Source organism: Candidatus Enterococcus willemsii (assembly GCF_009933335.1).
Classification (GTDB): domain Bacteria; phylum Bacillota; class Bacilli; order Lactobacillales; family Enterococcaceae; genus Enterococcus_F; species Enterococcus_F willemsii.
The window spans coordinates 1-25,746 of record NZ_MAEL01000040.1; the positions used below are offsets into that span (position 1 = coordinate 1).

Genomic DNA, 25,746 nt, shown 5'->3' on the forward strand with positions numbered 1-25,746 from the left:
GTTTTTGATTTTATTGTCACATATTGATTATAAGTTTGATACACACCATTTTGTCCATTGGCTATTTGAGTAGCCCCTTCATTAATATACCCAACCAAAAGGCCTTTATTATTGTACAAGGATATATATCTTATTCCGTTATAATCTGCATATTGTTTCGCTTCATAGACTTTACCATAATGATTATCTGAATTATCCTTCTTATCTCCATCTACTGATTTTAAAATAGGGTAGTTCCTATGTGTAATAGTTACAAATTTATCATACTTTTTTAAATCTATTTTATTTTCACTATCATTCTTTGAATAATTTTGTGCATAATCAGCAGAAATATCAAATTCTCCAGCTACTCCTGGAAAAGATAGCCTTGACGACCATTGCCATGCGCCATATTCTGTATATCTGTTGGTTGTATTCAAGGTATAGGGATAAGCAGCAACCCACATTTTTGTATTGCCTAAACTAACTGGATCAATTAGACCAACATTTATCCAATTTAAACCAACATAATGATTCACATTTGTAAATCCCAATTCACCTAATCGTTTCTCAAATTCCTTTGAATTATCCGTATGATTATTATTGTTAGCAATTTGTGATTCTTCTATATCATTGACCATAACAGTGTCCTTAGGTAGGTTTAATCTTATCGCCATCTTCGCAAAATAATCCGCCTCTTCACGGGCACTATTTTTATCTGTAAACCAGCTATAATGATATACGGATACTTTTAATCCAGCGGCTAAAGCATTTGCTACTTGTTTTTCAGCACAGGGATTTTGATATGAAGTTGCTTCTGTTAATTTTACAACTACACCTGTCACACCATACGATTTAATTATTTTGTATTCCTCAACACTAATTTCTCCATTCCAAGAAGCTACATCAATAAAATTCTTATCCGGAAGATTAATATCAGTAGCACTAATTGCAGGAAGACTAGAGAATGTACTAAACGTTGTTGGTGACGTAGTCAAATCGGATCGGCGACTCGGGTAAGTTTGTTCCTCATCAAAATCGGGAATTTCAATTTCTTGGATCATTTCATTACTATCTGAGCTATCACTTGCTTGTTCTTGATTGCCTACATATTCTTCCTGTGTTGTCTCTTCAAAAGTACTACTTTCTATGTTTTCTATAGAATCTTCAACGAACTCAGAACTCTCTGTAGTCGATAATTCTGATGAAGTATCTCCACTGCCTATGTTTTCTACATCAATTTCCGAATCATATAACACTTTGCTTGTTGTTGTATCTATGTCTGTTGCATAGATAGGTAATGGGCAAAATCCTATCAATAAGGTTGATGTCATTCCTAACGCTACTATTTTCTTCTTCATTTTATTCCATCCTAACTTTCACTTTGAACATTTTATACACAAAGATAAAAATAGCACTTTATTAAGAAACATTCAAGACTATAAATAAACCTAAACAATCTTTTTAAATTACTTTTAGATGATTATAAAAAAGCACTTTATTAACCTTATAAAATAAAATCACTCAAAAAAAGGACATGTCAGAAAAAAATAAATTTCCTCAACATGTCCTCACTATACTATCAACTAAAAAAACAACTACTACCTACTAAATGCTTAATATCAAACTTGTCTACTTCTACTAACTTATCTTCATTAATTTTATCCTGATCGCAACTCTCATAATTTTCAACTTTAAATAGAACAGAAGTATCAGACACACTTTGAACTTTCCCTATAAACTTCCGATGAAAATCCTTTGGTTGAACTTCATATCTTTCACCAACTTGTAGTTCCTTTAATTTAATCATGATAACATCCCCTTTAATAAATCACGATTATTTTGGATAATAAATTATTCAAATAATCTATACTATATTCATAACACGTATTTAAAAAACATACAAGTTTTTTTACCTAAAAAAGGCAACTCCCTTATACGGAAAGTTGCCTTTAATTATTACGGATAAATACGATTCAACAAACGTGGGAATGGACTTGCTTCTCGTACATGTTCAATACCTGCTAACCAAGTCACTGTACGTTCTAATCCTAAACCAAAACCAGAATGTGGGACAGAGCCATATTTACGTAAATCTAAATACCATGAGTATTCTTCTGGATTTAAACCATGATGCTCAATTTCACCTAGTAAGTGATCGTAATCAACATCACGTTCAGAACCACCAATAATTTCACCATAACCTTCTGGTGCAATCATATCGGCACAAATAACGATGTCTTCACGAGTTGGATGTGGTTTCATGTAAAATGGTTTGATGGCTTTTGGATAGTTTAAAATAAAGACTGGTTGGTCATATGAATTAGCAATGAATGTTTCGTGTGGTGAACCAAAATCATCGCCCCATTCAATATCATCAAAACCATTTTTAATTAACAATTCCACTGCTTCATCATAAGAAATACGTGGATAAGGTAGTTTTGTATATTTTTCTAACACAGAACGATCACGGCCTAAAGTATCTAGCGCCATGTCACAGTTATCCAAAACGTTTTGTACTAAGAATGCCACATATTGTTCTTGGATTTCTAAACTTTCATCTTGATGCATGAAAGCCATTTCTGGTTCCATCATCCAAAATTCAATTAAATGACGACGTGTTTTTGATTTTTCAGCACGGAAAGTTGGACCGAACGAGAAGACTTTCCCAAAAGCCATTGCTGCAGCTTCCATATATAATTGTCCTGATTGAGACAAGTATGCTTTATGGTCAAAATAGTTTGTTTCAAATAAATCAGTTGTTCCTTCTGGTGCTGAACCCGTTAGAATTGGTGGATCGATTTTAATAAAGTTCTTTTTATTAAAGAATTCGTAAGTAGCACGAATAATTTCGTTACGGATTTGCATCACTGCATGTTGTCTTGATGAACGTAACCATAAATGACGGTGATCCATTAAGAATTCTGTTCCATGCTCTTTTGGTGTGATTGGATAATCATGACTTTCACCAATCACCTCAATTGTTTCTACACCAATTTCATAACCAAATTTTGAACGGCTATCTTCACGAATTTCACCTGTAATCCAGACAGATGTTTCTTGAGTTAAATTCTTCGCTGTTTGAAAAATTTCTTCGCCTACTTCATTTTTAACTACGATTCCTTGAAAATTAGCTGAACCGTCTCTTAACTGTAAGAAAGCAATCTTACCGCTTGAGCGTTTGTTGGCAATCCATGCGCCGATTTTTACTGTTTCGCCTACATGATTTTTTGCATCAATAATTTGAATTTGTTCCACTTGTGTCTCTCCATTCTATAATTAAGCGTTCTATCAAAGTGTATTACTTTCTGCGTTTATTTTCAACAAAAGCTTTGATTCTATTGACTGTTTTTTCTAATGTTTCCCAGTCAGTAGCATAACTTAGTCGAATATTTTCTTCTGCACCAAAGCCTGCCCCTGTCACTAAAGCAACATGCGCTTCATTTAGTAACGCATCGGTAAATTCAGTGACATCATCATAACCACATATTTCCATTGTTCCTTTTACATTTGGGAATAAATAAAAAGCACCTTGTGGTTTGACTAATTTGACCCCAGGAATTTCTAAAACCAATGGATATAAACGATTTAAACGTTCTTCAAAGGCAAGTCGCATCTCTTCCACTGTATCTTGAGGACCAGTCAATGCTTCTACTGCTGCATATTGACTCACGGCAGTCGGATTACTTGTCGATTGAGAAGCGATATCAATCATCGCTTGAATCAATTCTTTATTTCCTACCGCAAATCCGATACGCCAACCTGTCATAGAATAGCTTTTTGATACCCCATTAATAATCAATGTATGCTGACGAATCTCTTCAGAAATAGTTGCAATCGGCGTAAACGTGTGCTCACCATAAACGAGACGACCATAAATATCATCTGCCACAATTAATAAGTCATTTGCAACCGCCCACTCACCAATCTGTGCCAACTCTTCTTTCGTATAAATCATCCCCGTTGGATTAGATGGCGAATTTAAAATAATCGCTTTTGTCTTCGTTGTGCGAACACTCTCTAATTGTTCAACAGTGATTTTAAAATTATTTGATTCTTGTCCGGCAACGAAGACTGGTGTTCCATCCGCTAGCTTCACTTGTTCTCCGTAACTTACCCAGTAAGGTGTAGGAATGATGACTTCATCCCCTTCATCTAACAATGCTTGGAAAAGAACATATAACGCAAATTTTGCACCATCCGTTACTAATGTTTGTGAAACATCATAAGTAAGACCGTAAAATTGTTCAATATATGAAATAATTGCTTGACGTAATTCAGGGATTCCGGCTGTTTGTGTGTAGAAACTTGCTTTGCCTGATTCAATCGCTTCAATAGCTGCTTGTTGAATATGTTTTGGTGTTGGAAAATCCGGCTCTCCTAATGTCACACTTAACACATCGGCGCCTTGACTTTTCAATTCTTTCGCTTTAGCAGAAGCTGTCAAAGTAACTGACGGCTCTAATGTTTCTGTTCGTTTAGATAATTTCATAACCCTACACCCTTTCATTTTTCATTAAATATTTTGAATTGCTTTTAATTCATTTCCTTTTTTAAAGTCAATCAGATAATAATTATTACCTTGTTCACCAGTAGTCATCACTTCCCAAACTGGCTTGTCTTCAAACATACCAAAACTTATTTTTCGTATGTTATCATCTGGATAATTCGAGTGAACAACTTCTTTGGCATCATTTTCGGTAATACCATCTGCTTGGTTGAACACAGTTACTTGCTCTCCAGATTTAGGAACGACAACGATTAATGATTGATTTTTATTATCTTTTCCCGCGATAGTGAAATAGGTTTTCTCGCGTGTAAACCAATAAAAATCATCTACAGTCTCAATATTTGCATACTGTTTAGCTAGTTCTGTTGCTTCCTTTTCTGCTTGTCGCATTGGACGAGAGGAACGAATGTAAAAAATCGATGAGAAAAGAATAACTGCTAATAAAATAACAATACCTGTCAGTAAACCAATGACTAATCGTTTCTCATTCTTGATGCTTTTATCCACTTATTTTACACTCCCTTCTATAACTTTACATTATACAAAAAGTCTAAAGAAATCTGTACTACTTTTCATTAAAACTTATGTCTTTTCTAAAAAGTCTGTGACAGCTTCTTTAATTTTGACAATAGAAGCTTCAATTAAAGGTAGTTCTTTAGGTAAGGCACGAGCAATTTTTTTGCCATATTTCGTTGTGACAATTCGGCGATCCAAAATAATCATAACACCCTTGTCTTCTTCTGAACGAATCAACCGTCCTAACCCTTGACGTAATTTTAACGCAGCTTTCGGAATACTTTCTTGCATAAACGGATTGATTCCTTGCTCAGTTAAGTATGCATGACGAGCTTGTGTCATCAGTCGTTCTGGATTTTCAAAAGGCAAACGGGTCACAATCAATACTTGCAAGGAATCTCCCGGCAAATCAACCCCTTCCCAAAAACTGTCCGCACCAAATAAAATACTATCTTTCGATTGCATAAATCGTTTTAACAGCTTTTCACGACTACCACCAATTCCTTGAGCGAGAATTTCCTTTCCTTGCTCTAAAAAGCGCATATGCATCCGATTGTAGACACGTTGTAAAATATCATGCGAGGTAAATAACACAAGGACAGGTTGCTGAATATCACGTAGCAAAGCTGTTAATTGATGCGCTAACGTATCCGCGTATTCTTGTGGTGTTAATTCATTAATCGGTGCGCCTTCAGTCAAAGTGAATAATTTTGCTTGTTGGGCATAATCATAGGTTGTCGGGATAATTTTTAATGGTGTTTCGGGAATACCCATTTTTTTAGCAAAGTATTGTCGATCACCTGATACGCGTAACGTACCACCAATATACAAAATCTTTTCATAACGTTCATACCACTTAGTATTTGGTAGAATAGCAGCATCAAAGTCAACAAGTTGTAATTTCACTCGTTGGTTATAAACCGATAGAAAATGAACATAGTTCGCATCCCAACATGAAAACCATTGATGAATCAGATAACTTTGTTGAACCATTTCATCAAAGAAGCGTAATAAATCAATCCATAAAACGCGTTGACGATTCATCCATTGATCGCTCATTGGCTTGATGTATGACAAGAATTGTGTCTGTAGATCTAGCAGTTCATCATAATACAGCAACAAACGTTGGATGTTCTTTTCACATGTACTTGACACGTTCAATCGTTCTTCTTCCGTTACGATTTCTTCTTGTTTAACAGAAAGGTTAGGTAACCATTCAGAAAAAATATCTTCTTGCATTTCCAGAATAGCTGTTAATTCAGCACGATACAATTCAAACAAATGGATGGCTTCAGGCTCCTGATCAATAAGCATCTCAATTAAATCAAAAAGCTGTGCTTCCTCTTGATAATGTGTAATCTTCTTCTCAAACGCATGCATATCTAAGAACAAATGAGAGACTTTCTCCATAATTTCTGGTAAATGGTGTGCTTCATCAATAATTAAATAACGACTACTTGGAATAAATTGATGCTTCCGTTGCGTTTCTTGTGCCAATAATGCATGGTTAACAATTAACACATTGCTTTGTTTCATACGTGCATACAAATGACGTAAAAAATCATCTTGATAAAACGGTTGACTAGGACTTAAGTACTCCACACCAAAATGTTTAATTTCTTGAAAAAGTAAATGATTCAACCGAATTAAGTTCAATTCATCTAAATCTCCAGTCACAGTTTGTGTTAGCCAGACTAAAATCCCCATCTGATACAAGGCATATTGCTTTTGTTGAACAGGTGCATCCAGTGTTGCCTTAAACCGTTGCAAATCAATATAATGACTTTTGCTTTTAACCACCGTCGCTTGAATTGGTTGGTCTAAAATGGTATTTAGTAACGGAATATCTTGATTCATCAATTGTTGTTGCAATAAAAGAGAGACAGTACTGATAATCACAGGTTCTTCAGGAGTCGCTAAAAACTGTGCGGGCAAGAGATAACCAATTGTTTTGCCCATCCCCGTTGATGCTTCAATTAATAAATCTTTGTGCGTCCCTTCTGTAAAGTGTCGATACACATGATTCATTAATTTCCCCTGTTCTTTACGGTAGGTTAATTTCTCTTGATATAAAGCAAGCTTATCTTTCTTAGTCAGTGGGAATTTCCGTCCAAATTGTTGTTCCTCGAACATTGGCACTTCTTTTTTTCGCAAAGCAAGTCCTTCAACCACTGTTAGTTCTTCTGCTATTTGTACTGGGTGTTCTTGCATTTCATGGAATACACTGGCAATGTACTGGCTGGTTTGCATGCTAGTCACTGCACTTAATTGCGTGATTTTTTCCATTGTCACTAGTGGTAAATTACGCATAATTGATTCAATATAAATTAACAATGATGCGGTCACTTCTGCATCACTATCAGCCTGATGTGGGGCATCGTGGGCCAAACCTAAACTTTCTGCCAAATCACCTAAACGAAAACTAATCTCTGTAGATAAAAAAATCTGTGCCAGCTCGACAGTATCAATACCTGCAATGGTCAACGGTGGCATCCCACAACGCTGCAATTCATGATTTAAAAAATGATAATCAAAATGAATATTATGAGCAACAAAAGTTGTATCTTCTAATAAATTGTAAATGGTTTGAGCCACGTCTTCAAAAAAAGGAGCTTTTTTTACTCGACTATTTGAAATATGCGTTAGATTTTGAATTTGTTTAGAAATTGGTTGCATTGGATTAATGTCAGTTGCAAATCGACTAACAATTTGATTATTTTCAACGAGGACACAACCAAATTGGATGATTCGATCGGTTTTTGGGTCAGTGCCTGTCGTTTCAATATCTACGATCGCATACGTATTTTTCATCCTATTTTCACTCCTTACACATGCTCTTTGCATTATACTACAAAGCGTTTCATTCGCCTACCTTCATCTAAATGAAAAAAGCTACCCCACAGAGGATAGCTTCTTTATCTGTTATTTCGGTTCAGGAATTAATTTATTCATTACGACTGCCACAATCGCACTTAAAGCAATTGGTGAATCTAATAAGTATTGCACAAATTGAGGGGCACTTTGTTTGACTTCTAGGGGCATGAATAATAAGCCGATGGCACAAATTAGCGGAACCCCAATGATATATAGTTCTCTTTCAGAAAATTCTTCATTCTTGATTACACGGAAACCACTTAGCATGATAATCACACAAACGACTGAGAAAACACCGCCGATGACAGCCGAAGGAACTACATGAATCAGTGCGGATAATTTACCCAAGAAGGACAAGATAATAAACCATACTGAGGCCATCACAAATACTTTCTTACTCGCCACACCAGTAATGGAAATAATCCCTGCATTAGTCGAATATCCTGTTACCGGGGTTGTTCCAACTAAGGCAGCAGTTAAGCAACCTAGCCCTTCACCAATGACTCCTTTGTTAATTTGCTCATCTGTTACAGACTCTTCTGTCACTGCACTTACCGCATACCACGTACCGGTTGTTTCTGCGAGTAACACCATGTAGATAACTAACATTGTTAAAATAGCTGAAATATCAAAGTCTAAACCAAAATGAACAAATGCTAAATTAGGAAGACTAAAAAATGGCGCTGCTGCAACCGAACTAAAATCCAAACCTCCCATGAAACGTGCAACGACTGATCCTAAAATCAGCGCAATAATAACAGAACTAATCCGAAAAACTTTTCCCAAACGAGGAAAGTATTCGCCAAACATTGAAAAAATAACTAATGTAGCTGCTGTAATGACTGCTAACAAAATATTTTGGTTAATAGTTAAAGTCTCACTTGAAACATAGATATTGCCAGTGAAAGCAGATGGCAACAACGTCAAACCAACAATCATAATAATCGTTCCACTCACAATTGTCGGAATAAATTTACGAACAATGTATTTATACACACCGGTCATTCCCAACAAAATAATTGCGATTGCACCAATCACACTTGCTCCTAAAACGGTATCCATGCCTTTTGCTCCAAGATAAATGCCAATGATTGCACCGACTGGAACAAAAGAAGGACCTTGACAAACAGGTAATTTTAAGAAAAATAGCACTTGAATTAAAGAGGCAATCCCTGCACCTAAAAAGGTAGATTGAATTAAACTTGCCGCATCAGGTGAAGACATCCCCACTGCTGTTGCAATAATAAATGGTGGTACATATACATCCATTGCCAACACATGTTGCAACCCTAAAATAACTGCTTGTCCAAACGGAATATTATCATTGACACCAACCGTCAAACTCTTTTTTTCGACACTTTGTTCCACTTTCATTTCCCCCTATGCTTTTTCATGAACAAGTTTACCTTGAACCCATACTTGCTTAATATTTGTTGGTGTTGCTAAATATAATAATTTCTGTAACTGCTCTTTAGGTGTGGTAAATACACCAAAACCAGATAGGGAAGCTCCGACAGCATTCATATCTAATACTTGTAAGTCGCATACATAGCCTTTTTTAATCACACCAATTGGTAAATTTAAGGCTTCTCCACCACCTTGCGTTGCCAAAGAAAAAGCTTCGACAACTGAAATACGAGAATCACTCACACCACGTGATTCTTGTTGCATTGTCACGTCTACTCCGTCCTCTAGCATTCTTGATGACATCACCGCTTGCTTGATGTTGTCCCACAAACTAGGGGAAAAACCGCCAGAAATGTCCGTTCCTAAACCGATTTCTACACCTTGGTTTTTTAAGCGTTTAATCGGAATCACGCCGTTTGCAAAATAGGCATTAGAAATCGGACAATGCGCAACCGCCGTTCCAGTTTCGGCAAAAATTGCGCCATCTTTTTCATCGATAAAATTACAATGTGCCATAATAGATTTTTCTGTTAATAAACCAAAATCACGCAACACTTCTGTATCTGTTTTGCCAAAACGTTCTTTGACGTGATCGTGCTCCCACTGTCCCTCACTGCAATGCGATTGTACATGAACCTGATATTTATGCGTCAATTCACCTAAGCCTCGCAACCCCTCATCAGTACAACTTGGTACAAATCGTGGAGTCACTACTGGATACACACCTTGAGGAACTTCTTTTGCAAGCTCTTTAACAGCAATAATAAACTCTTCTGTATCTGCTAGAGCAGCCTTCGTTGATTCGTCTCGATAAAAAGTTGGATTCATTTCTGGATGATCCATTACGACTTTCCCAACTAATCCACGTTGGCCTTTTGTTGCACATATACTTGCTAATGTTAAACTCGCTTGTAAGTGTACTGTCGCAAAATATAAAGCTGTTGTTGTCCCACGCGCTAATAAATTCTCAACCAAATTATCATAAACATATTCAGCAAATGCGACATCCTCATATTTCGCTTCTAGTGGAAACGTACATTCATCCAGCCACTGATTCAATGGTTCATCTAACGCAATTCCCGCTTGTGGCCATTGTGGCGCATGGACATGTAAATCGACAAAACCAGGTAAGAAATATTGTCCTTCCTTCAATTCAATAAATGAATCACACACTTTCGCTTCTTGTAATTTTATTGCATACATTTCATCCGCTGATACATATACTTCTTGGATGATTCCTTGACTATCTACTTCAATTAATGCATCTTCTAAATAGACAAGTTCACCATAGCTTGGTGTATGAAATACATTTCCTTTAAAAAACATCATTGTTCGTCCCTTCAATATTATTCTCTTTCATTATAAAGGAACAATCATTTTCTACAATGATTCATCGAAAAATAAAACTCCAAAAATGACTCATCGTTCGTCATTTATACGTTTACAAAATTAAGCACAAAAAAAGACGAAGCAATTTGCTCCGTCTTGACTAATCATATAGAATTAAGCTTTAACAACGTTAGTAGCTTGAGGGCCACGTTGACCTTCTTCGATATCAAAAGTTACTGTTTGGCCTTCTTCTAATGTTTTGAAACCATCAGTTTGGATAGCTGAAAAGTGAACGAATACGTCGTTTCCGTTTTCTGCTGTAATGAAGCCAAAACCTTTGTCTGCGTTAAACCATTTTACTGTACCTGTTTCCATGTTAAAAAATCCTCCTTGTGTATAATACACATATTTGCAATTACTTGTTAGGTGAAAATTTGGAAGATGTTTTAAGATGAAACAAGCTACCATAATTTACCGTTACAAATACTACTCACTTAGTATAACATAGATGAAGAACAAATAGCTACTATTTTCGATGTTTATTTTAAAAACTATTTTTAGCTATTGAATTAGTAACGTAAAATGGCAACCAATTCTTTTTCACCCGGTGCATCTGTTTGTTCCAATACATAGACATCCCCATTGTTGCGAATTGTGTCATGCGCTAAGGTGTTTAGAACTTGTCGCCAGTCATACTCAACTTCAGGATTTTCACCATATCCATCAATGAGATTAGACGTAGCAATAAATAAATGACCAATTCTACCTAATGGTGCCGCTTGTCGAATATCTGACAATTGGTCAAAATACTTGCGTTCAATCCATTTTTGATAATCTGCTACTTCTTTTGCTGCCAAAGCATCACTAATTTTTTGTGTTCCTGCCTCTATTTGGTTTAGAGATAATTGCGCAGGAGAGCCAGAAACAGCAACATCTGGATGGTAACAAGGATTTTTAGCTACTTTTTTGAACATTGTTTGATTTTCTGGTAATGCATATAGATAAATTGGTAATTCTTCTGGATTATCAAATTCATTTTTCAAATAACTATCAACTACTTGATAATAATTGACCCAATCAATCTCAATTTCTTCATCTTTCGCACTCACACCATGGTAAGCAACCGAATCACGTCCACCATTACTTCCTTGTGCCCGGAAATTCAAATTGCCTCCAGTAACTTCTTCTCCAAGTGCTTGTTTGATATCAGTTGGTGCCCCATCTGATAAAACGACTTCTGTTAATTGTTTATTTTCCATTAAATATAGCTTCATTGAATCTCGATTTAATGCGAGTACGTAATACTTGTAATTAAACTGCGCATTTTTGATAATCGCTAATAAGTAAGGTGTATCTCCTACATAGTATTGATCATCTACGCGAATACTCAATCGATGAACATAGCTTTCATCTTTCGTTAAGATAATTGCCACGCTAGTTGTCGCTTGACGCCAAAAATCGCGAGCATTTAGCAATTCATCAAGTTTTAATTGAAACGGTGCCCAATCTTGATCAGGATATTTTTTACAAAATCTTTCTTTTGCTGCCTTCGCAAAATTCTTGAACTTTAATTGATCCTTTTCAATGTCTTGGTGTGCCACATGTGTATTTAACATAATCGTGAGAAACGGTCCTTTTACGCCTTCAGAAGTTAGTTGCGCCAACAATTCTTTTCCAATTTTCGCCATAAACTTTCCCTCCTACAAATTATATCTTACAAATCTAGTGTATCATGCAAGCACTTTCGCTCCAAACAAAACGGTTACAATTATTTAGTTTTTGCAAAACAGAACATAAGTTCGTATAATAAATTAAAAACTGGAGGTTAGAAAAATGCCTAAAATTGATTATAGCCAAGAACCGATACGGGACATTTTATTTATTGATGTCAAAAGTTTTTACGCCACAGTTGAATGCGTTTCTCGAAATTTAGATCCTTTAAATACGCTCCTTGTAGTCATGAGTCACTCTGATCATACAGGTAACGGACTTATCTTAGCTTCTTCACCCAAAGCCAAAGAAATTCTCCATATTTCAAATGTCACAAGAGCGGAACATTTACCCGACCATCCTGATTTATTAAAAGTACCACCACGAATGAGTTTTTACATTCAAGAAAATATGAAAATTAATAAACTGTTTCAGCAATTTGTTGCCGAAGAAGATTTGCTTATTTATTCAATCGATGAATCTATTTTAGATGTCACAAGATCGTTAAACCTCTTTTTCCCTAATAAAAAACTCTCTCGTAGCCAGAAGAGACATCAAATGGCAAGAATGATTCAACAAACAGTCTATCGAGAATTAGGGTTAGTTTTAACAGTAGGTATTGGTGACAACCCTTTATTAGCCAAGTTAGCTTTAGATAATGCGGCAAAAGATAATTCTCCCTCGTTTATTGCTGAATGGCGATACGATAATGTGTCTGAAACTGTCTGGAAAATTCCTGAATTAACTGACTTTTGGGGAATTGGTCGTAAGATGAAAAAGCGGCTCTATACATTAGGGATTGACACCATCTATCAATTAGCTCATAGCGACGAAGAGTTTTTATACCAACGATTAGGAATTATTGGGCAACAACTCTATTATCACGCCAATGGAATCGACCGTACCATTCTTGCAGAAAAAACACCTCTTATACAAGAAAAATCATATGGCAATAGTCAAGTGTTACCCAAAAATTATACCAACAAAGAAGAAATAAAAATTGTCATCGGAGAAATGGCTGAACAAGTCGCGACGCGGATTCGCCGACACAACTGTCTTACACAATGTATCCATCTCTACATTGGCTCAGCTTATGGGTCTAAAGAAAGTAGTTTTTCCCATCAATTAAAAATAGATGCGACCGATCAAACAAAAGAGCTAAAACATTATTGTTTTTATTTGTTTGATAAGTATTATCGTGGGCAAGCGGTTCGCCATATTGGTATCTCGTATTCAAAATTAGTTTATACACGAAACCGACAATTGAATTTATTCGACAATCCGGAGCAAGAAATTGCCAACGAACGACTGGATCAAATCATCGACCGTATTCGTGAAAAATATGGATTTACAGCGATTATTCATGCCACAAGTAAACTTGATGGCGCACGAAGCATCGCACGCAGTCATTTGGTTGGTGGTCATCATGGTGGCGCAGGTGGCTTAGATGGCTTTTAACTTTTTTTCAAAAAATGCTTGACTTCTCTTCTGTGCTTGTGCTAAATTAAGCACTATCTTAAATCGTAACAATTACGATTTAAGTGAAAATCTTAAGAAAGTGAGTATAACAAATGAAAAAAATCTTTTTAGGCATGTTGTTGACAGGTATCACACTACTCGGTGCGTGTGCTGCCCCTTCAGAAAATCAAACTTCTGACAAACTACAAGTAGTGACGACATTTTATCCGATGTATGAATTTACTAAACAAGTAGTTGGTAGCGAAGGGGATGTTTCTGTGCTCCTCCCCGCCGGAACAGATTCCCATGATTATGAACCTTCAGCAAAAGAAATTGCCAATATTCAAAACGCAGATGTTTTTGTGTATAACAATGAAAATATGGAAATGTGGGTCCCTTCTATTGCCAGTACACTAGAAACAGGTAACGTCAATGTCGTTAAAGCAACAAAAGACATGCTATTATTACCAGGTTCAGAGGACGAACATGACCACGAAGAGCATGGCCATGAAGATCATGTACATGAGTTAGATCCGCACGTCTGGTTATCCCCAGCTCGTGCCATTCAACAAGTGAAAAGTATCCGTGATCAATTAATTCAAGACTATCCAGCCAAAAAGGAAGTTTTTACAACCAATGCAGAAAAGTATCTAAAAGAATTATCAGCACTAGATCAATCGTATCAAGAGACGTTTAGCCAAGCAAAACAAACCAATTTTGTGACCCAACACGCTGCCTTTGGTTACTTAGCGTTAGATTATGGTTTAACTCAAGTACCGATTGCAGGTTTATCACCAAATGAAGAACCTTCTCCTGCTCGCTTAGCAGAATTAAAAACATTTGTTGAAGACTATGGTGTAAAGTATATTTATTTTGAAGCCAATGCGAAAGATTCTATTGCTCGCACATTAGCTAGTGAAGCAAACGTTGAATTAGAAGTGCTAAATCCATTAGAAAGTTTAACTCAAGAGCAACTAGATGATGGCGAAACCTACATTAGTATCATGGAGCAAAACCGCTCTGCTTTAGAAAAAACAACAACAGTTACTAATGACAAAGCTGAAAAAACAATTCCTGCAAAAGAAAAAACTGTCTATAACGGTTACTTTGAAGACAAAGATGTTCAAGATCGTCCTCTTTCTGATTGGAGCGGTGACTGGCAATCGGTCTATCCTCTTTTACAAAATGGAACCTTAGATCAAGTATTCGATTATAAAGCGAAATTAAATCCAGAAAAATCATTCCAAGAATACAAAGAATATTACACAACTGGCTATCAAACAGATGTTAAAAATATCGCGATTACAGCTGATTCAATGACGTTCACCTTTGATGATGACACCACTCAAACGGCAAATTATCGTTATGTAGGAAAAGAAATTTTAACTTATGAAGCTGGTAATCGCGGCGTACGCTTCTTATTTGAAGCAACTGATTCAGATGCAGCTTTTAACTATGTCCAATTCAGCGATCATTCAATTGCTCCAACAAAATCAGAACATTTCCATATATACTTTGGTAATGAGAGCCAAGAGGCATTATCCGCTGAAATGGACCACTGGCCAACTTATTATCCAACTGATTTATCTGGCAACGAAATCGCCCAAGAAATGTTAGCACACTAATTAGATAGGAGAATAATTTATGGAAAAACAAGATTTATCTAGCGCATATCGTCGTTTAAAAAGTCCTAATATCAAAACAAAGAAACGAGCGCTAAAAATTATTCATCAGCACAAACGAAAAAAATAATCGGAGGATTCGTATGCTAAAACAAGCACATGTCAAACCATTCGATATTGTCCTTATCTGTGGGTTGATTCTCTGCTCGTTTCTCCCTCATTTTTTATTCATTCATTACCAGAAACAGGAACCTCTTACGAACGACAATGCACGGTACGCAGTAATAAGGATTGATGGCAAGGAAGTGGATCGATTTAATCTTGATACACAAAAAAACATGGAAAAGACCTATCATCCGACAGACGAGCAATATAATATTATTCAAATCAAAGATGGAAAAATCCGTGTCCGTGAAGATAATAGTCCCGATCAAATTGCTGTCAAGACTGGTTGGATTTCTACTAATGGAGAAACTAGTATTTGCCTACCACACAAACTAGTCATTGAAGTCCAGCAAAAAAATGCAAAAGATGCATTTGTTAATTAAAAACACACCATCGTTCTATCTTGCATAAAGATAGCGATGATGTGTTTTTTTATTTAATAGTTATGTTTCATCTAATAGTTAGCCAGTTTTATCCAAAAATCGAATAGATTACTAGCCCCCAGAAAAGTGTTAATCCGCCAATAATCCAGCGCCAAGCAATATGAGGTTGCATTTTTTGTAATTTCATACAAATCCCCTCCTCGTATAAATCATCATAACGAGAAAACTTGCATTTTTTACTAACTTAATCTAAATTTTTTATTAAGAATCTTGCTCCTTCGAAAATATGCAAAAACCTGAAACGAATTCGCTTCAGGTTTTTCAAAATAAAATTAACTACGTAGCCCGCGACCACGGTCAATCAAATACCAACAAACACTATACAACACGACAATGAACAAGACTAAAATCGCGATTGAGATAGCTAAAGGAACATCTTCTACTCCTAAAAAGCCAAAGCGGAAACCAGAAATCATATAAACAATTGGATTCACTTTTGAGACAGCTTGCCAGATTGGTGGCAACATAGAAATAGAATAAAAGACACCACCTAGATAAGTTAAGGGTTGTAAGACAAACGTCGGTACAATCGACACATCATCAAATGATTGGGCGAAAATTCCGTTTAATAACCCTGCCAACGAAAATAAAACCGCAGTTAATAAAAGTGTGACGATAATCATTGTCCATGAAAAGACGTGTAATGGTACGAAAAATAAGGAAATTAATGTAACTAACGCGCCTACTAAAATGCTTCGGCCAAGACCTCCAATGACAAAGCCCCAAATAATGACATGCGTTGGCACGGGTGCAACAAGTAATTCTTCAATATTTTTTTGAAATTTTTGTGAGAAGAACGATGACGCAACATTGGAATATGAACTAGTAATCACGGACATCATAATTAAACCTGGCACAATAAACTCCATATATGAAAATCCCGCCATCTCACCAATTCGTCCACCAATTAAATTCCCGAAAATAACAAAATATAAAGACGTGGTAATTACTGGTGGTACGAGTGTTTGAACCCAGATACGCATATAGCGATTGGTTTCTTTAATTGCTAAACTTTTTAATGCGGTTAAATAAAGATTAAACATGTTGTTCCTCCCCTAGTTTCCTTCTGTAAGCTTTAAGAATAGTTCTTCCAAACGATTGGATTTATTTCTCATAGACAAGACTTTTATCCCTTGGTTTGATAATTGTTCAAACACTTGGTTTAGTCCTTGATTGCGCTCCACTTCAACTTCTAATGTGGACGCATCTGTAAGTGTATAGTTGTACCCACTAATTTCAACCGGTTTATTTGTAGGTGCCAAATCCAAGATAAACGTTTCATATTGTAATTTTGACAGCAATTCCTTCATACTCGTGTTTTCAATTAATTCCCCAGATTGGATAATCCCGATATTGCGACAAAGCATTTCCGCTTCTTCTAAGTAATGAGTGGTTAAAATAATCGTGGTTCCCTCTTCATTTAATTTTCTCAAAAAATGCCACATTTCACGACGCAATTCAATATCAACACCTGCTGTCGGTTCATCCAAAATTAATAAGCGCGGTTCATGCATCATGGCACGTGCAATCATCAAACGACGTTTCATCCCACCCGAAAGCATACGCGCACGCTCATTGCGCTTCTCCCACAAATCGGATTGCTTCAAGTATTTTTCACTACGAGCTAGTGCTTCTTTACGAGACACACCATAATAGCCCGCTTGATTCACCACGATTTGTTGCACGGTCTCAAACGGATTGAAATTAAATTCTTGTGGAACCAAACCAATTTGTTGTTTCGCACGAACTAAATCTGTATCAATATCATAGTCAAAAATCTTCACTTTTCCAGACGTTTTATTAACTAGTGAAGTAATAATTCCAATTGTCGTTGATTTCCCTGCACCATTCGGGCCTAATAACGCATAAAAATCACCCTCTTCTACCGTCAAATCAATTCCACGTAATGCTTTTACGCCAGTCGAATAAACTTTTTTTAACTCTTTTATTTCAAGTGCATAAGCCATTTATTTATAATCTCCTTCTTACTGTTGTTAGATAGTACATTTTTCCATTGATACAGTATAACAAAAAATTAAGATGATGTGTGGCGCTTTGGTCTTTTTTTCAAGAAACTATTTTTTGTAAACGAATGAACGACACAGTATAGAAATGTTAGCATAAATGTACTATATTTTATGGAGGTTCATGTTATGTCTTTACTGCTCCCCATTTTGGTTGTCACTATCAGTATCTATAAGATTATCCAATTCTTGTTCCAACAAATCAAAACTGAATCATCAAACTTACCAAACAAAAGAATTGCTATTATCGTGGGTTGGTTGCAAATTTTCTATGTATTCTTTTTTCTTTCAGGATTAATGGTTTTCAATTCATAATTCAGCTTTTATATTTGTGTAGTGATTTCTATGCTTTGCTTCTTATTGTCTATTTGGATGATATTACCTGTTTCAAAATTTGAGCACGAAATAAAATACATCTTTGCTTTTCTATCTGTCTTTCAAATACATCCTACCATCTATCTTTTTTACTGCCAGAAGCTGGACTTCCGCCATTGATTCAGTTTTAATAAAAAAAGCCAAAATCTTATGGAATAAAGATTTCGACTGTTGCCTATGATAGTTTATCCAAATGAGTCTCTGTAAATGATGCTTCTTTCAAACCCATACCAAGCATTCGATCCATTGCAATATGAGCAAACCAAATCAGAAGCATTGGTTTGATAAAGGCTATTGATGGTAAAAAAAGTAGGAACAGATATAAAAGAAATGGAAGCGCAAAACTATGAAAAAAATTATAACCTAGCTTTCCAATTGAGGGATTCACTAAATAAAGTAGTATAGTAATATCAGGAATAAAGAATGTGCCAATAAATAATAAGAAAGAAAATTGTTGTGAAAAATAGAGACAAATAATAAGAAGGAACAATAGTAAATTTTCAATTTGAATAATTTTTTTGTTCATAAATACCTCCATTAGTTATTGATACTATCAGTTTAGTATGAATAACTTTTCACCACAATCACCACTATTTATTAATTTGTTGGATAAGCAACAAATCATTTGATTTTGTTGCTTATCCCATAAAAAAAGGAGCAGACGATGGACTTACGTGTCAAGAAAACAAAGCAAAATATCGAAGACAGTTTTTTTATTCTTTTAGAGCAACATACACTAGATGAACTAACAGTGAATGAATTACTAGCGACTGCCTTGATTAATCGTTCGACTTTTTACACCTACTATCGAGATAAATATGATTTGGCTGAACAGATTATCGCTAAATATTTAAAAATTGCCGAGAAATTATTACACATAAGATTTTCAGCTAGTTCAAATCTACAGACTATTATCAACGAGATTTATTTAGAAATTCAACAGTATCGTACAATTTATTTATTACTATTCAAATTAAAAACAGACAAACTAGATTTCGCCTCATCTTTTCAACGTTTATTGAAAGCAGAGGCAAAAAATTATTTGGCACATTCAGAATTAACCGCAATAGAAATTGATTATATTGGTGAAATTTATGCGGCTATGATTCAAACTACTATCAGCTGGTCTTTGACTAACAATGAAAATCAAATAGAGTTTATCTTGCCTTTATTGAAAAAATCTCTGTTACCGTTGTTGGAAGAGAACACGTTGAACAAACAATCTAAATAAAAAAAGCCAAAACCTTACGAAATGAAGGTTTTGGCTTTTCGAAGCGTCCCCTGCAAGAATCGAACTTGCATCTAGAGCTTAGGAGGCCCTTGTTCTATCCATTAAACTAAGAGGACAAAAACACAATCTTTATTTTACTCCAACCATGAGAAAAAACAAGGTTGGAGTAAAAACTTTTTAAAAATAATCTTCTAAGACAGGCGTTTGAGTTGGCATAACAGCTTCAATGACAGCTATTAATTCTTCCTCTACTTTGACAAAATCATAAAACGCTAATTCTGTTAAAGTTTTGTATCCTAAGAATAATTGTGTAAAGCGTTGCACAGTTAACGTCAGAGTTGGTAAAGTTGTTTTTTCAACTTTACTTATTTTCTGAGTATCTGCATGCACTTCATAGATACCAGTATTCCAAGGTGCATAGCTATCTTCTTCAATGACGATTGCAAATGACTGACTTAAGTTACTGAAATCAAAGATAGTTAAGAATTTTTTGATATCAATGATTCGAACCATCATTTCTGGTCGAATCGTTGCACTAGCAATTGGACGTTCTTGCATGAAAAAGCTATTGGATTTATTATATCCTTGCTCATAGTGAATTTCTCGGACAGATTCTTTATGAGTGGCAATATAACGATTTAAGCTCTTATAAGCATTCCCTGTTAAACATACCCATTCTGCACAATTGAAAATGCCATCTTTGATTTGATACACTAAATATCCTTCTGCTTCATTCTTTTCATTATAATAAACGGCAAAGTAATACGGACGTTGAATAGAGAATTTATAGTCATACCACCAATCTTCTCGTAGCAAACCACCGTGTTTGTTCTCTTTTGAAGCAGTATAAATGGCTTGTAATTCTGGTTTTGCTTGGGTCCAATCTAAACGACGAACATAGCCCGCTACCCGTTTACTATCCGGCCATTCGCTACTTGGCATTTTGTAAGCAATTCGTTCGAAGATTAGTTCATATCCATACCGACGATAAAATGGATATGAAAATGGCGCAAGATAAGAAAATAGCACATCCTTTTCTTTGGCATCTTGAATAATTTGAGTCATTAATTGATCAATTCGACCTCCACCTCGATAACAAGGATCAGACGCCACAAAACCAATACCAGTCATATCGAATGTTTGATTGAAAAACTGAACTTTCAAAGGCGTCGCAATAATTTGACTTGCTAGATTTTCACCATCATACGATGCATAATGCTTGGAATGGTCCACAATATATTGCAGGCGATTTCTATACGCTTCGCTCTGTTCAAATTGAAACGCATAGTGTGTTAATTGATAAATATCCTCGAATTTTTCTTCTTGTGTTTTCATACATATCCCTCCAAAACAAAAATACGAAAGAAAAAAGGATCAAATTGATCCTTTTTTCTAATTTGTATTAGCCTGCTGCTTGTTCACGTTTAATTTCTTGTAATACACCAATTCTAACAAATGGCATATAAATTAGAACAGAAATAATTAAGTTGACTGCAGCTAAAATGGCACCACTAAAGCTTTGAGTTGCTAAGAAACCGCCAATTACTGGTGGTGTAACCCATGGTGGCATAACAGTCGCTACTGGTACAATCCCTAATTTAGTTGACCAGAAAGCAGTTGTAATTAAGACCATTGGCGTTAGAATAAATGGAATAAACATAATTGGGTTCAATACAATTGGTAATCCAAATAACATTGGTTCATTGATATTGAAAATCCCTGGTGCTGCACTCAAATTGTTTACAACGTTGTAAGCTTTGTTTCTACGACCAACTAAATAAATCGCAATGACTAAACCAAGTGTCGCTCCTGTTCCACCCAAGTTCACAAAGCTGTCAATAAATGGTTTATTAACAATATAAGGTGCAGCTTCCCCAGCTGATACTGCTAAAGCATTTGCTTCAATCGCTGGTGCATTGATTGTTTGTAAAAATGGATCGATCATATTTGCACCATGTAAACCAAAGAACCATAAAAACGGTGTAATGAATGCAATTAATAATGCTGATGGATACGTGCTAGCCATGCCCATAAATGGTTTTTGAACTACTTCATAGAATGAATTAATAATATCCGGCACACCAAATGCAGCGAAAATAGCAGCAACTAAACCAAAGAGACTGACAACAATCATTGCTGGGAATAACGCTGCGAAGGAACGGGCAACTGCCGGTGGTACACCATCAGGCATTTTGACAACTAATTTGTCACTACCAATCAAGCGGACAAAAAGCTCTGTTGAAACAATCCCTACAATAATTGCCACAAACAAACCAGTACTTGACATACCAGTCGCTCCACCTAAAGCAAAGAACGATGCTAATGAAACGGTCCCTGCAGCAATACCATCTTTTCCATAACCATGTGCTAAATTGTATGCTAATAAGAATGCAAGAATAACTGAAATAATAGCGAATGTACCATTCCATACAGAACCACCAAATGTTTGCCAAACACCTTCTCCAAAAATACCGTTCATGAAGTTTTGGTAGGCTGGGATTGGTAAATTATTAAACATAACTACTAATGCGCCTAAAATCATTAAAGGCATTGTCACCATAAATGAGTCACGAATTGCGACTAAATGACGTTGTGCACCAATTTTTGATGCAATCGGAACAAATTTTTCTTCCATAAATCTTACAAATGAATCCATCTTCTTTTTCCTCCAATTAGTAACAAATTGTATTGAAGCAAATTAATTTGCTTCAATACGACGATATACATCAATAATTTCTTTAGCTAAATCAGTAAATGCAATCGATGTCATTAAATGATCTTGTGAATGAACCGTTAACAATGTAACTGTCATATGATCACCTTGTGCTTCTTTTGTTAAAAGATTTGTTTGCGAATGATGCGCTTCCACTAATGACGCTTCTGCATCTTTAATTTTTTGATCGGCTAATTCAAAATCACCCGCTTTTGCTGCTGCAATTGCTTCCATTGCATCGCTCTTTGCATTTCCTCCATACATGATTAATCCCATGATGGCTTCTAAGTTCTTTTCGTCCATTTTATTTCCCTCCATTTTTTCTACATACTTACACATAACTATAAAGCAAGAAGTGTGCCAACTTTCAAAAATAGCTAAACCTTATTAAATCAGCATTTGGTCTATACAACTACCTTACACACTACTAACCATTGTGTTATACACACTTAGTATATTGTGTAATTGACCTTTTGGCAATGCAAAAAAGAGCCAACGATGTGACTCTTTCACGAATAGGAAGATTCAATCATCTGAAGCATTCGTTTGAACTGCTTTTTCTTGAAAAAACCTAATAATAGGCCAGTAACCATATCATTAAGTGCTTGTATCGTTCCATGTGATTTCATTTGCTCGCTATATGTTATCTCACAGTTTGTATCATCTATTGGATGAATTGTGTACGTAGCAACGAATTCATTTCGAGTTGTAGATGTACGATAAGCATAAGTTTCATTTAATTTTATATCTTCAATTTTTATAGTTGCTCTCGTTTTTTCATTGAATTGTTTTACGTATTCAAAATTCTTCAATTGTGACTCACTCAAAGTCCTCCCAGTTGTATCTTGAATATCATATAAAACAGAATCGATAATTTTTTTATAAAAAAAACTAGCGGGAACTTGCATTTTTTTAACGATTTCCATGCTTCTTGTCCTCTGCTTTCTTTATTTTCTCTCGCTTATTTCCTACAATAAAACAAATAACACCTATAACAATAATAAAAATAGCAACAATTAAGTTGGGCCAATTATACGTTCCAGTTTGTGCATTGGCACTATACAAGAAAAAAATCATGCCTACGCTTATCAAAAATAATCCATTTTTCAACATATGCTTTCACCCACTTCTATTATTAGACGACATTAAAATAAAGTACTTTTCCCCATTCTTCTGCCTTAATAGCCTCTTTTGCGATACGAATTGCTTGTTCTTTATCACCTGTAATATCAAAAACTAATGCAATTCCTTTTTTTTCTTTAAAAGAATAGGTGATACCATCTTGGTCAATTGCTTCCAATACAGCTTTAATATTTTCTTGTTGCATTGCTGAGTTAATTGTAATCATTTGTCTCTCTCCTTTTAAATACACTAGCTGAGAAGTTTCTCAGCTAGTTGTATTCGTTTATTTATTCAGCTGGATCAATTTTATTTGCGGCTAAAATAAATGGTGTCCAGATTGCTAATGCCACCGCTAAATTTACTATTGTCAATACAATCGCGCGCCAATCGCCACCTGTTGCTAAAAAGCCACTTAAACCGGCTGGCATTACCCAAATAACATTCACTACAACTGGTGATACAAGTCCTGCCATTGTTGCAAAGAAGGCAATCGTTGCGGTTGCAATTGGTGCTAAAATAAATGGGATCATGAATAATGGATTTAGCACGATAGGTAAACCAAACATAATCGGCTCATTTATGTTGAATACACCAGGCCCAAGAGCTAATTTACCAATTGTTTTATGGTCAGCACGTTTAGAGAAAATTAATACCGCAACTAATAGCATCAATGTTACTCCTGCACCGCCAGGCCAAACAAAGGCTTCAAAAGAACCAGCAACCCATTGATAAGGAATCTTGTCACCAACTTGGTAAGCATTAGTGTTTTCAACCATCGCTACACCATAAATAGATTGTAAAACAGGAGCCATAATATTCGTTCCATGTAAACCGAAGAACCATAGCAAATGTACTAATAGCACAATAATTAAAACAGCTAGATAACCTTGTGATAAGCCAAGTAATGGTTTTTGAATAGATTCTGCAATCCAGTCAATCAATGGCATTCCTACAAATTTTTCAAATAGGAAATAAATTGTCCCTGAAACAAACAGACCTACAACACCAGGAATAATAGCCGCAAAAGCTTTAGCTACTGCTGGCGGAACTGAGTCAGGCATTTTAATAATTATGTTTTTATTCATTAATTTAGCAAAAATAACCACTGAGATAAATCCAAAAATCATCGCTGTAAATAAGCCTGTACCACCCATATAAGCACTGAATGGGAAGTAGCCCCAACCACCTGCAGTTACACCTTGATTAACAATCTCCCCCGTAATTGGATCGGCAATATCTGAAATTGTTCCACCCGCTTCGGTAAATGTTTTAATTAGCTCTGGGCTAAGTGTATCTACTGGTAAACTTAATAGTGTTGAAGCTGATTGTGGAATTCCCATAATAAATGCTGATAAAGAGACAATTGCGCCTGATAACGGATCTACGTTATATGCTTTCGCAATGTTATAACCAAGTGACGCTGCAAATACAACAGCCATAATAGCAAGTGTACCTGTCCAAACTAAACCATTCACACCAATTAATGGTTGGAAAAACTCCGTAATAACATTCGTTCCTGTTTCTGCATTAAAAAGCGGACCTGATTTGATATATTCCCCTGGAAAATCTCGAACAAAAGCATTTAGTAAAACTGCAATGGCACCTGCCATCGTTACCGGTAACATCCCAATAAATGCATCTCGCAACGCAACTAAATGTTTCTGAGAACCTATTTTCGCAGCAATTGGCAATACGTGTCGTTCCAACCATCCTGATAAAGCTTCCATCTCATTTCCTCCTATAAGTTCAAAATTCCATCAACTACTCATCCGTTCAAAGTAAGTAGTTGATAGTAATAATTATTTGGTATTCTTTCCGAATAAGTAATTATTGCTTTTGATAAACTTGTGAAACTAATTGATGCGCTAATTTATTTCATTAATTTTTCAGCTTGTGCTAATACTTTTTCGCCATTCATCATGCCATAATCAGCCATGTTAATTACATCTGACGGAATGCCTTTTGGTGCTAATTTTTGTTCGAATTGCGCTTTCATGAAACGTACTTGTGGTCCTAACAATAGCACGTCTACATTTTTTGATTCTAAATGTTGGTCTGCTTCAGAAGCGGACACTGCGAAAATATCAGCATCATATCCTTTCTCTTCTGCTGCTTTTTGCATTTTTGTTACTAGTAAACTTGTACTCATACCTGCAGAACATACAAGCATAATCGTTTTTTTTGCCATTTTTTTCACCTCTTCGTATTTTTGTTTTACACTTATCTATAATGCAAAAAGCGTGCCAAATAAAAATAGACCAAAAAGCG

The 25,746-nt window shown here is 35.7% G+C and carries 27 protein-coding genes and 1 tRNA gene; 6 read left to right on the forward strand and 22 right to left on the reverse strand.

Annotation, left to right across the window (positions count from 1 at the left end; all coding sequences use genetic code 11):
• The 10 genes from BAU17_RS07440 to BAU17_RS07485 form a co-directional block, all read right to left on the reverse strand.
• Nucleotides 1-1,340 (reverse strand): GH25 family lysozyme (locus BAU17_RS07440; protein WP_272927946.1); only part of this gene is annotated, 1,340 nt, incomplete at its 3' end.
• Nucleotides 1,341-1,561: 221 nt separating this feature from the next.
• Nucleotides 1,562-1,789 carry a hypothetical protein gene (locus BAU17_RS07445; RefSeq protein ID WP_161902182.1) on the reverse strand — a complete coding sequence of 76 codons (228 nt, stop codon included), beginning with the start codon at nucleotides 1,787-1,789 and terminating at the stop codon, nucleotides 1,562-1,564.
• Nucleotides 1,790-1,938: 149 nt separating this feature from the next.
• The gene (gene asnS / locus BAU17_RS07450) at nucleotides 1,939-3,237 is read right to left on the reverse strand and encodes an asparagine--tRNA ligase (protein WP_161902183.1); all 1,299 of its coding nucleotides are present in this window, start codon (nucleotides 3,235-3,237) and stop codon (nucleotides 1,939-1,941) included.
• A gap of 43 nt (nucleotides 3,238-3,280) precedes the next feature.
• Entirely contained in the window at nucleotides 3,281-4,471 is a 1,191-nt protein-coding gene (locus BAU17_RS07455; RefSeq protein ID WP_161902184.1) for a pyridoxal phosphate-dependent aminotransferase, read from the reverse strand.
• Between the two features lie 24 nt (nucleotides 4,472-4,495).
• Complete coding sequence (locus tag BAU17_RS07460) at nucleotides 4,496-4,996, reverse strand: cell wall elongation regulator TseB-like domain-containing protein (protein ID WP_161902185.1); 501 nt, start codon at nucleotides 4,994-4,996, stop codon at nucleotides 4,496-4,498.
• Between the two features lie 75 nt (nucleotides 4,997-5,071).
• Nucleotides 5,072-7,816, reverse strand: a complete 2,745-nt coding sequence (locus BAU17_RS07465) for a helicase C-terminal domain-containing protein (protein ID WP_161902186.1) — start codon at nucleotides 7,814-7,816, stop codon at nucleotides 5,072-5,074.
• Nucleotides 7,817-7,927: 111 nt separating this feature from the next.
• Nucleotides 7,928-9,247, reverse strand: a complete 1,320-nt coding sequence (locus BAU17_RS07470; protein WP_420022105.1) for a uracil-xanthine permease family protein — start codon at nucleotides 9,245-9,247, stop codon at nucleotides 7,928-7,930.
• A gap of 12 nt (nucleotides 9,248-9,259) precedes the next feature.
• A complete protein-coding gene (gene guaD / locus BAU17_RS07475) occupies nucleotides 9,260-10,615 on the reverse strand; it encodes a guanine deaminase (protein ID WP_202622294.1) in 1,356 nt (451 codons plus the stop codon).
• A gap of 174 nt (nucleotides 10,616-10,789) precedes the next feature.
• Entirely contained in the window at nucleotides 10,790-10,990 is a 201-nt protein-coding gene (locus BAU17_RS07480) for a cold-shock protein (RefSeq protein WP_161902188.1), read from the reverse strand.
• Between the two features lie 194 nt (nucleotides 10,991-11,184).
• Nucleotides 11,185-12,303, reverse strand: coding sequence for a baeRF6 domain-containing protein (locus BAU17_RS07485; RefSeq protein ID WP_161902189.1), 1,119 nt, complete (start codon nucleotides 12,301-12,303; stop codon nucleotides 11,185-11,187).
• Between the two features lie 145 nt (nucleotides 12,304-12,448).
• On the opposite strand from BAU17_RS07485, the gene BAU17_RS07490 reads away from it, so the two are divergent.
• The 4 genes from BAU17_RS07490 to BAU17_RS07505 all read left to right on the forward strand — a co-directional run bounded on the left by BAU17_RS07490 (nucleotide 12,449) and on the right by BAU17_RS07505 (nucleotide 15,953).
• A complete protein-coding gene (locus BAU17_RS07490) occupies nucleotides 12,449-13,783 on the forward strand; it encodes a Y-family DNA polymerase (RefSeq protein ID WP_161902190.1) in 1,335 nt (444 codons plus the stop codon).
• Between the two features lie 113 nt (nucleotides 13,784-13,896).
• Nucleotides 13,897-15,408, forward strand: coding sequence for a metal ABC transporter solute-binding protein, Zn/Mn family (locus tag BAU17_RS07495; protein WP_161902191.1), 1,512 nt, complete (start codon nucleotides 13,897-13,899; stop codon nucleotides 15,406-15,408).
• A gap of 19 nt (nucleotides 15,409-15,427) precedes the next feature.
• Entirely contained in the window at nucleotides 15,428-15,535 is a 108-nt protein-coding gene (locus BAU17_RS07500; protein ID WP_161902192.1) for a putative metal homeostasis protein, read from the forward strand.
• 13 nt (nucleotides 15,536-15,548) lie between these two features.
• A complete protein-coding gene (locus BAU17_RS07505) occupies nucleotides 15,549-15,953 on the forward strand; it encodes a NusG domain II-containing protein (RefSeq protein WP_161902193.1) in 405 nt (134 codons plus the stop codon).
• A gap of 332 nt (nucleotides 15,954-16,285) precedes the next feature.
• On the opposite strand, the gene BAU17_RS07510 is transcribed toward BAU17_RS07505, so the two are convergent.
• Both BAU17_RS07510 and BAU17_RS07515 read right to left on the reverse strand, forming a co-directional pair.
• A complete protein-coding gene (locus BAU17_RS07510) occupies nucleotides 16,286-17,056 on the reverse strand; it encodes an ABC transporter permease (protein WP_161902194.1) in 771 nt (256 codons plus the stop codon).
• A 12-nt stretch (nucleotides 17,057-17,068) separates the two neighbouring features.
• A complete protein-coding gene (locus tag BAU17_RS07515; RefSeq protein ID WP_161902195.1) occupies nucleotides 17,069-17,980 on the reverse strand; it encodes an ABC transporter ATP-binding protein in 912 nt (303 codons plus the stop codon).
• A gap of 186 nt (nucleotides 17,981-18,166) precedes the next feature.
• On the opposite strand from BAU17_RS07515, the gene BAU17_RS07520 reads away from it, so the two are divergent.
• Nucleotides 18,167-18,352, forward strand: a complete 186-nt coding sequence (locus BAU17_RS07520) for a hypothetical protein (protein ID WP_161902196.1) — start codon at nucleotides 18,167-18,169, stop codon at nucleotides 18,350-18,352.
• 235 nt (nucleotides 18,353-18,587) lie between these two features.
• On the opposite strand, the gene BAU17_RS07525 is transcribed toward BAU17_RS07520, so the two are convergent.
• Nucleotides 18,588-18,938 (reverse strand): DUF4260 family protein, encoded by a 351-nt coding sequence (locus tag BAU17_RS07525; protein ID WP_161902197.1) that lies wholly within the window; start codon nucleotides 18,936-18,938, stop codon nucleotides 18,588-18,590.
• 138 nt (nucleotides 18,939-19,076) lie between these two features.
• Between BAU17_RS07525 and BAU17_RS07530 the strand changes: the two genes are divergently transcribed.
• Nucleotides 19,077-19,643 carry a TetR/AcrR family transcriptional regulator gene (locus tag BAU17_RS07530; RefSeq protein WP_161902198.1) on the forward strand — a complete coding sequence of 189 codons (567 nt, stop codon included), beginning with the start codon at nucleotides 19,077-19,079 and terminating at the stop codon, nucleotides 19,641-19,643.
• Between the two features lie 44 nt (nucleotides 19,644-19,687).
• On the opposite strand, the gene BAU17_RS07535 is transcribed toward BAU17_RS07530, so the two are convergent.
• The 9 genes from BAU17_RS07535 to BAU17_RS07575 form a co-directional block, all read right to left on the reverse strand.
• Nucleotides 19,688-19,759, reverse strand: a tRNA-Arg gene (locus BAU17_RS07535).
• Nucleotides 19,760-19,820: 61 nt separating this feature from the next.
• On the reverse strand, nucleotides 19,821-20,978 hold the full coding sequence (locus tag BAU17_RS07540; protein ID WP_161902199.1) for a GNAT family N-acetyltransferase: 1,158 nt from the start codon (nucleotides 20,976-20,978) through the stop codon (nucleotides 19,821-19,823).
• 67 nt (nucleotides 20,979-21,045) lie between these two features.
• Nucleotides 21,046-22,299: a PTS sugar transporter subunit IIC gene (locus BAU17_RS07545; RefSeq protein WP_161902200.1), complete on the reverse strand. Its 1,254-nt coding sequence runs from the start codon at nucleotides 22,297-22,299 to the stop codon at nucleotides 21,046-21,048.
• 42 nt (nucleotides 22,300-22,341) lie between these two features.
• Nucleotides 22,342-22,659, reverse strand: coding sequence for a PTS lactose/cellobiose transporter subunit IIA (locus BAU17_RS07550; RefSeq protein WP_161902201.1), 318 nt, complete (start codon nucleotides 22,657-22,659; stop codon nucleotides 22,342-22,344).
• Between the two features lie 206 nt (nucleotides 22,660-22,865).
• The gene (locus BAU17_RS07555) at nucleotides 22,866-23,282 is read right to left on the reverse strand and encodes a DUF3284 domain-containing protein (protein WP_161902202.1); all 417 of its coding nucleotides are present in this window, start codon (nucleotides 23,280-23,282) and stop codon (nucleotides 22,866-22,868) included.
• Nucleotides 23,269-23,469 carry a hypothetical protein gene (locus BAU17_RS07560; protein WP_161902203.1) on the reverse strand — a complete coding sequence of 67 codons (201 nt, stop codon included), beginning with the start codon at nucleotides 23,467-23,469 and terminating at the stop codon, nucleotides 23,269-23,271. The genes BAU17_RS07555 and BAU17_RS07560 overlap by 14 nt, the downstream gene beginning before the upstream one ends.
• Before the next feature lie 22 nt (nucleotides 23,470-23,491).
• The gene (locus BAU17_RS07565) at nucleotides 23,492-23,704 is read right to left on the reverse strand and encodes a hypothetical protein (RefSeq protein ID WP_161902204.1); all 213 of its coding nucleotides are present in this window, start codon (nucleotides 23,702-23,704) and stop codon (nucleotides 23,492-23,494) included.
• 61 nt (nucleotides 23,705-23,765) lie between these two features.
• Nucleotides 23,766-25,205 (reverse strand): PTS sugar transporter subunit IIC, encoded by a 1,440-nt coding sequence (locus tag BAU17_RS07570; RefSeq protein WP_161902205.1) that lies wholly within the window; start codon nucleotides 25,203-25,205, stop codon nucleotides 23,766-23,768.
• Between the two features lie 143 nt (nucleotides 25,206-25,348).
• Complete coding sequence (locus BAU17_RS07575; RefSeq protein WP_161902206.1) at nucleotides 25,349-25,666, reverse strand: PTS sugar transporter subunit IIB; 318 nt, start codon at nucleotides 25,664-25,666, stop codon at nucleotides 25,349-25,351.
• Nucleotides 25,667-25,746: the final 80 nt, after the last annotated feature.

Excerpts from the sequence above, each read along its gene's own strand:
- BAU17_RS07570 (WP_161902205.1), bottom strand. The coding sequence starts at position 25,205 with ATGGAAGCTTTATCAGGATGGTTGGAACGACACGTATTGCCAATTGCT.
- BAU17_RS07520 (WP_161902196.1), top strand. The coding sequence starts at position 18,167 with ATGTCTTTACTGCTCCCCATTTTGGTTGTCACTATCAGTATCTATAAG.
- BAU17_RS07540 (WP_161902199.1), bottom strand. The coding sequence starts at position 20,978 with ATGAAAACACAAGAAGAAAAATTCGAGGATATTTATCAATTAACACAC.
- BAU17_RS07485 (WP_161902189.1), bottom strand. The coding sequence starts at position 12,303 with ATGGCGAAAATTGGAAAAGAATTGTTGGCGCAACTAACTTCTGAAGGC.
- BAU17_RS07515 (WP_161902195.1), bottom strand. The coding sequence starts at position 17,980 with ATGGCTTATGCACTTGAAATAAAAGAGTTAAAAAAAGTTTATTCGACT.
- BAU17_RS07555 (WP_161902202.1), bottom strand. The coding sequence starts at position 23,282 with ATGGAAATCGTTAAAAAAATGCAAGTTCCCGCTAGTTTTTTTTATAAA.
- BAU17_RS07525 (WP_161902197.1), bottom strand. The coding sequence starts at position 18,938 with ATGAACAAAAAAATTATTCAAATTGAAAATTTACTATTGTTCCTTCTT.
- BAU17_RS07505 (WP_161902193.1), top strand. The coding sequence starts at position 15,549 with ATGCTAAAACAAGCACATGTCAAACCATTCGATATTGTCCTTATCTGT.
- BAU17_RS07465 (WP_161902186.1), bottom strand. The coding sequence starts at position 7,816 with ATGAAAAATACGTATGCGATCGTAGATATTGAAACGACAGGCACTGAC.
- BAU17_RS07510 (WP_161902194.1), bottom strand. The coding sequence starts at position 17,056 with ATGTTTAATCTTTATTTAACCGCATTAAAAAGTTTAGCAATTAAAGAA.
- BAU17_RS07575 (WP_161902206.1), bottom strand. The coding sequence starts at position 25,666 with ATGGCAAAAAAAACGATTATGCTTGTATGTTCTGCAGGTATGAGTACA.
- BAU17_RS07545 (WP_161902200.1), bottom strand. The coding sequence starts at position 22,299 with ATGGATTCATTTGTAAGATTTATGGAAGAAAAATTTGTTCCGATTGCA.
- BAU17_RS07455 (WP_161902184.1), bottom strand. The coding sequence starts at position 4,471 with ATGAAATTATCTAAACGAACAGAAACATTAGAGCCGTCAGTTACTTTG.
- BAU17_RS07445 (WP_161902182.1), bottom strand. The coding sequence starts at position 1,789 with ATGATTAAATTAAAGGAACTACAAGTTGGTGAAAGATATGAAGTTCAA.
- BAU17_RS07530 (WP_161902198.1), top strand. The coding sequence starts at position 19,077 with ATGGACTTACGTGTCAAGAAAACAAAGCAAAATATCGAAGACAGTTTT.
- BAU17_RS07550 (WP_161902201.1), bottom strand. The coding sequence starts at position 22,659 with ATGGACGAAAAGAACTTAGAAGCCATCATGGGATTAATCATGTATGGA.
- BAU17_RS07500 (WP_161902192.1), top strand. The coding sequence starts at position 15,428 with ATGGAAAAACAAGATTTATCTAGCGCATATCGTCGTTTAAAAAGTCCT.
- BAU17_RS07480 (WP_161902188.1), bottom strand. The coding sequence starts at position 10,990 with ATGGAAACAGGTACAGTAAAATGGTTTAACGCAGACAAAGGTTTTGGC.
- BAU17_RS07560 (WP_161902203.1), bottom strand. The coding sequence starts at position 23,469 with ATGTTGAAAAATGGATTATTTTTGATAAGCGTAGGCATGATTTTTTTC.
- BAU17_RS07490 (WP_161902190.1), top strand. The coding sequence starts at position 12,449 with ATGCCTAAAATTGATTATAGCCAAGAACCGATACGGGACATTTTATTT.
- guaD (WP_202622294.1), bottom strand. The coding sequence starts at position 10,615 with ATGATGTTTTTTAAAGGAAATGTATTTCATACACCAAGCTATGGTGAA.
- BAU17_RS07565 (WP_161902204.1), bottom strand. The coding sequence starts at position 23,704 with ATGATTACAATTAACTCAGCAATGCAACAAGAAAATATTAAAGCTGTA.
- BAU17_RS07495 (WP_161902191.1), top strand. The coding sequence starts at position 13,897 with ATGAAAAAAATCTTTTTAGGCATGTTGTTGACAGGTATCACACTACTC.